Below are 6,952 nucleotides of genomic sequence, written 5' to 3' on the forward strand. Positions count from 1 at the left end.
CGAAACCGGCTGCCACCTCGCTCGGTGTCGACCAGGCCATGGTGCAGGCGAAGCGCACCGGCAAGCCGGTCGAGGCCTCGGCTGCCGGCACGTCGACCTCGACCGTCACCGCCCGCCCGGACGGCACCATCGAGCTGACCCAGTCCGCCGTTCCGACCCGTACCCGGGTCGACGGCAAGTGGAAGGACCTCGACCCGACGCTCGTCCGGCACCCCGACGGCACCATCACCGCGGCAGTCACCACCAACCCGATCCGCCTCTCCCCCGGTGGCACCGGACCCCTCGCGGCGATGACCAGCGGCGATCGCGCCCTGTCCGTCACCGCACCACTGACCCTCCCGGCCCCGACCCTCTCCGGGCCGACCGCCACCTACGCCGAAGTCCTGCCCGGCGTCGACCTGACCGTCCGGGTCACCGGCGAGGGCTCCTTCTCCCACGTCTTCGTCGTCAAGAACCGCCAGGCCGCGGCCAACCCGCAGCTCGCCTCCCTGGATCTGGCCACCAGCAGCAAGGGCGTCACGCTCGCCGCCGACACCGCCGGCAACATCACCGGCCGCGACCGCGCTGGCAAGACCGTGCTCACCGCACCCGCCCCCGCGATGTGGGACTCCACCTCCGCCCGCGCCACCACCCAGGCCGGGCCGACCGAGCGGAGCACCACGTCCGGCCCCGACGCCCCTGGCGAGGGCGCGAAGACGGCCGTCATCGGCGTGAAGGTGGCCGCCGGGAAGCTGCGCCTCACCCCGAGTCAGGCCATGCTCACCGCCGCGAAGACCGTCTACCCCGTCTACATCGATCCGACGTTCACCTGGACGCCGGTCGGGCCGAAGATGTCGGGTTGGGCGACGATCTCCTACCAGCACCAGTCGACCAACTACTGGAAGGACACCCCGGACCTGATCGGCCGGATGCAGGTCGGCAACTCTGGCAGCCAGCGCTCCAACACGCTGATCAACTTTCCGGTCCCCCACAGCACCCTGGCCGGGGCGATCATCAACTCGGCCACCTTCAAGATCACCAACACCCGGTCGTGGAGCTGCACCGACAAGACGGTCAACGTCTACGCGCCCAACACGGTGCTCAGCTCGGGCAACGCCACCTGGAACTACTGGGAGACCCAGAGCAACGGCCCACTCGCCGCGTCCAAGAGCTTCGCCTACGGCTACAGCGGCTGCGACGCCGCCGGCGTCTCCTTCGACATCACCAGCCAGATCAGGACCGACGTCACCAACAAGAAGGACACCCGCACCCTGCGGATGATCGCCGCGAACGAAGCCAGCGACACCCAGAGCTGGAAGGAGTTCCTGGAGACCAGCCCGACGCTGACCATCCTCTACAACCACAAGCCGAACACACCGACCGGGATGACCACCTCCCCGAAGACCGCCTGCACCGCCACCACCCCCACCGTGGTGGGCGACGGGTCGGTCTCCCTCTACGCCCCGGTCTCCGACCGCAACGGCGGCACCCTCGGCGTCTCCTTCAAGCTCTGGAAGAGCGCCGACACCGCCCAGACCGCGCTCGCCTCGTCCAACCCGAGCCTGCTGACGTACTCCTCCGGCTCGACGGCGGTGCTCATCGTCCCGGTGACCACCCTGCGCACGGCTGCGGCCGGCGCCGTCACCAGCTTCTCCTGGAAGGTCCAGGCCACCGACTTCGGCGCCACCGGCGACTGGTCGGCCACCTGCACCTTCAAGTTCGACCCCACCCGTCCGGGCGCCCCCGAGGTCGGCCAGCCGCAGGCACAGCCGGCCATCGGGAAGCCGGTCTCCTTCGCCGTGACGCCGCCCAGCACAGGCACGACGCCGAGCAGCTACGTCTACCAGCTCAACGGGCTGCCGCCGTCGACCGTCGCCGCCACCTCCGGCAACGCCACCATCACCGTGACCCCGCCGCGCTTTACCAACACCCTCACCGTCACGAGCCTGTCGGCGGGCGGGAACGCCGGCGAGGCGGCGAGCATCACCTTCAACGCCGACCCGGCAGCTGTTGCCGCAGATGGTGACCTGACCGGCGACGACACCACCGACCTGCTCACCGTCGGTGGCGCCAACGGCATCCCGGCCGGAGTGTGGCTCGCCCCCGGCATGAACAGCGGCGCCGTCCGGACCACGATGACCAACGTCGGCGCCCTCGGCAACGGGACCTCCGGCACCAGCTCCCCCAGCGACTTCAACGGGGCGCAGGTCGTGGCCGGCAGGTTCTTCGGATCGGGTCTGCAGGACCTTTTCGTCTACTACCCGGGGGGCGTGAACCCCGGCGCCGCCGGCATCCTGCGCGGCAACGGGGACGGCTCGGTCATCCAGTCGCAGCTCAGCGGAAACCAGCAGAGCGTGATGCGCGAGCAGCTTCTCGACGGGACGGGCAACCAGCCGCTCCAGCTCGCCAACGCCGGTGACACCCGACGGCTCGGGTCCGTCTACCCGGACCTCATCGGCATCAGCGGGGACCCGGCGAACGGGTTCCGCCTGACCTACTACCCGAACCTGGGCATGGTCGGCGGGTACATCGGCACCTTCGACCTCTCGGCGGCGACGCCGACGGGCGGGACCGACTGGAACAACTGGACCATCGCCACCGCGCAGCTCGCCGGCGGGACCGCGATGTTCCTCTGGAACCGCACCACCGGCGCGCTGCACCTGTGGAGCGACCTCACCGTCAACCCCGACACCGGTCAACTCAGCTACACGCCGTACACGATCTCGAACAGCTGGAACGCCGGCGCGGACCTCGCGCTGCGCGCGGGCGACATCAACGGCGACGGTACGCCGGACGTCTGGACCATCGGGACCGCCGGCGCGACCAGGGCCCACCTCGTCGGCCTGTCGCCCACGCCCACCATCACGGCCCAGCAGCGGCAGACCCTGTCCACCGCCACCCACACGTACCCGCTCAACGAGGGCGTGGCCGGCGCGACGGTGACCACCGTGGTCGACACCACGGGCAACAAGCCCCTGACCGCCGCCGGGAACGTCCGGTGGCACGAGGGCGACCTGTTCGACCCGGCCATCCGCATGAACACCGACGCCAGTGCCACCGCGGGTGACGCCAGCGGCACCGGCTACCTCGCCAGCAGCGGGACGCTCGTCGACACGACGGAGTCCTTCAGCCTGTCGGTGTGGGCGAAGCCGACGGCAGCCGGCGGCATCGTCCTCTCCGAGGACGGCGCGCACTCCGCCCGGTTCATCCTCTGGCAGGAGGACAGCGACAAGACGTGGCGGTTCGGCATGGCTCGGTCGGACGGCACCGGTTGGTCGTACGACCAGGTGGCCAGCTCGACGCCGGTGCAGCTCGGAGTGTGGAGCCACCTGGTGGCGGTCTACAACGCGTCGACCAGCACGATGGCGCTGTACGTCAACGACGTCCTGGCCGGCACGGCACCGCACAGCGCGGCGGTGGCATGGCCCACGACGGGGAACTTCGTGGTCGGCCGCTACCTCTACAACAACGGGCCGAGCTCGTACTACAAGGGCCAGATCAGCAACGTCCAGATCTGGAACCGCAGCTTGAATCCGGCCGAGGCCACGGCACCTGGCAACTACTCGCAGCAGGTACCGGCATCGAACCTGCGCGACGTCACCGGGGACGGTCGCACCGACATGCTGATCGCCCAGGCCAACGGCGACGTCCTCCTGCGTCGCGGCACCAACCTCGACGGCGTCGGGACGTTCGACACCGGCGTCGTGGTCTGCGGCGGCTGCTGGCGGTACGACTCGTTCACCCTGGCCGACGCCAACAACGACGGCAAGGTCGACCTGTTCATGCGTTACGCCAGCACGGGCGACATGTACGTCTACCCGAACACCGTGGCCACCGGTGATCCGGTGTGGGGCACCCGGGTCCTGGTCTGCGGCGGATGCACCAACTTCACTCTGGCCGACCTGGACGACGTCACCCGGGACGGCAAGACCGACCTGTTCGTCCGGGAGACCAGCACCGGCAACATGTACCTCTACCCGGGCAACGGGACGGGCGGCGCCATCACCTGGGGCAGCCGGTTCCTGCTCTGCGGCCTGTGCACCGGGTTCGACATCGCCAGCGTCGAGGACGTGAACAACGACGGCAAGGTCGACCTGTTCGTGCGTCAGGCCAGCACCGGGGATATGTACGTGTACCCGAACACCGCGACCATCGGGAACCCCGTGTGGGGACCCCGGGTGCTGGTCTGCGGGCTGTGCCGGGACTTCGGCGTCGCGAGCCTGGGCGACGTGACCAACGACGGGAAGACCGATCTGGTGGTCCGCCGCAACAGCGCGGGCACGATGATCCTCTACCCGGGTACGGCCCCGGTGGGCTCGATCACCTGGGGAAGTCCCTCGTTCCTGTAGCGGCCAAGCGGTGCCCGGGCAGCTCGTGCGCGAGCTGCCCGGACACCGCCGGTTACCGCCCACGAGTTCAGCACTGGTGGTGATGCCACTGATCGGCTCAGCCGGACGCCGGCGCGTCGTGCGCCGGTAGGCCTCGCCGCCCCCTGCGCGCGGTTCGAGAGCGGACGACGATCCGCAGATGATCATGAGCAAACGGCGTCATGCCGCACATGCGGTGACCAATCAGTAGCAGGAGCCGCCAGGCTCACGGACCCAAGTGGTCAAGGCAACACGGACGGGGAGTTACTTGAGATGAGATCTGGACAGCGTGCACGGCGGATGCCCTGGGTGGCGTCCGTGGCCGTGGTGAGCCTGACGGTCAGCGCGACAGGAGTGTCGGCAACGTCGGTTTCCGCGGCTCCACCCAACCCGGTCACGCCGGCGGCCACCTCGCTCGGCATGGATCAGGCCATGGTGCAGGCCCGGCGCACCGGTAAGCCGGTCGAGGCGACTGCGGCCGGCACCTCGAGCTCGGTCGTCACCGCCCGCCCGGACGGCACGGTCGAGCTGACCCAGTCCGCCGTACCGACCCGTGCCCGGGTCGACGGGCAGTGGAAGGCCCTGGACCCGACCCTGGTCCGCCACGCCGACGGCACGATCACCCCGGCCACCACCACCAACCAGATCACCCTGTCATCGGGTGGGACCGGGCCGATGGCGCAGATGGTCAGCGGCGACCGCGCCCTGTCGGTCACCGCGCCACTGGCCCTGCCGACGCCGACCCTGTCCGGCCCGACGGCCACATACCCGAACGTGCTGCCCGGGGTGGACCTGACCATCACCGTCAACGGTGAGGGTTCCTTCTCCCACGTCTTCGTCGTCCGCACCCCCGCCGCCGCAGCGAACCCGAAGCTCGCCACGCTCAGCCTCTCCACGGCGACGAAGGGCTTCACCCTCGGCACGGACACCGCCGGGAACATCACCGGTCGGGACCGTGCCGGTGAGGCGGTCATCACCGCCCCCGCTCCGGCGATGTGGGACTCCTCCGCCGCCACCACTCCGGCCGGGCCGGGCGCGCGCGGTGCGATGTCGACCACCGTCGCTCCCGGCCGATCGGCGAAGACCGCGCCGATCGGCGTGATGGTCGCCCCCGGCAGGCTGCACCTCACCCCGGACCGCAAACTGCTCACCAACCCAGCGACCGTCTACCCGGTCTACATCGACCCGACCTTCAGCTGGACCCCCGTCGGGCCGACCATGGGCGGCTGGGCCACCATCTCCTACCAGCACCAGTCGAGCAGCTACTGGAAGGACACCCCCGACCTGATCGGGCGGATGCAGGTCGGCAACTCCGGCGAGCAGCGCTCCAACACGCTGATCAACTTCCCGGTGCCCTACAGCACCTTGGCCGGGGCGGAGATCTACGACGCCCTGTTCAAGATCACCAACACCCGGTCCTGGAGCTGCACCGACAAGACCGTCAACATCTACGGCCCCAGCAGCACGCTGTCGTCGTCCAACGCCACCTGGAACTACTGGGAGGGCGTCAGCAAGGGCACTGCGATCGCGTCGAAGAGCTTCGCCTACGGCTACAGCGGCTGCGACGCCGACGCCGTCTCCTTCGACATCACCAACCAGATCGAAGCCGACGTGGCGGCCAAGAAATCCACCCGCACCCTGTGGATGGTCGCGGCCAACGAGGCCAGCGACGCCGAGAGCTGGAAGGAGTTCCTGGAGACCAGCCCCACGCTGACCATCCGCTACAACCACAAGCCGAACAAGCCGACCGGAATGACGACCTCCCCGAAGACCTCCTGCACGGGCGGCTCCATCGTCGGTGACGCGGGGGTCTCCCTCTACGCGCCAGTCTCCGACCGCAACGGCGGCACCCTCGGCGTCTCCTTCAAGCTCTGGAAGACCTCCGACACCACCCAGACCGCCCTCGCCTCCTCCAACCCGAGCCTGCTCACCTACTCCTCCGGCTCCACTGCCGTCCTCGTCGTCCCGGTGACCACCCTGCGCAACGCAGCAGCCGGCGCGCTCACCAGCTTCTCCTGGAAGGTCCAGGCCACCGACTTCCGTACCCCCAGTGACTGGTCGGCCACCTGCACCTTCAAGTTCGACCCCACCCGCCCGGGCGCGCCGAACGTGCCCGAGATCGCGGACGGCTCGACCACCGTCGGTCAGCCCTTCACCATCAACGTCAGCAAGTCCGAGGGCAGCGCCGGCACCACCCCGAGCGGGTACGTCTACCAGCTCAACGCCGGCCCGCCGGTCGACGTTCCGGCCGACGCCAGCGGCAGCGCCACCATCTCGATCTCCCCGACGCGGTTCACCAACACCCTGACCGTTACCAGCCTTTCCCCTGGTGGCAACTTCGGCGACAGCGCCAGCAAGGTCTTCAACGCCACTCCGGCCGCTACCGCGGTGGACGCCGACCTGACCGGTGACGACGCTCCGGATCTGCTCACGGTCGGCGCGGCGAACGATCTGCCGTCCGGGCTCTGGCTCGCTGCCGGCAAGAACGGGACCGGTGTGGACCGGATCGCGAGCAACATCGGCGCGCGGGGCAACGGCGTCACCGGCAACAACGTCCCCGCCGACTTCAACGGAGCGCAGGTGCTGACCGGTCGGTTCAGCGGCAC

At 69.5% G+C, this 6,952-nt stretch carries 1 protein-coding gene and 1 pseudogene; both read left to right on the plus strand.

All coding sequences use genetic code 11. The features are described 5' to 3' along the window. Positions 1-38: 38 nt before the first annotated feature. Positions 39-4,328 carry a LamG-like jellyroll fold domain-containing protein gene (locus ACLQ2U_RS14355; RefSeq protein WP_425751108.1) on the plus strand — a complete coding sequence of 1,430 codons (4,290 nt, stop codon included), beginning with the start codon at positions 39-41 and terminating at the stop codon, positions 4,326-4,328. A gap of 438 nt (positions 4,329-4,766) precedes the next feature. Continuing rightward, positions 4,767-6,952, plus strand: a pseudogene (locus ACLQ2U_RS14360) (hypothetical protein); the annotation flags it as partial.

It is taken from the genome of Micromonospora sp. DT47, from assembly GCF_049844475.1.
Taxonomy (GTDB): domain Bacteria; phylum Actinomycetota; class Actinomycetes; order Mycobacteriales; family Micromonosporaceae; genus Micromonospora.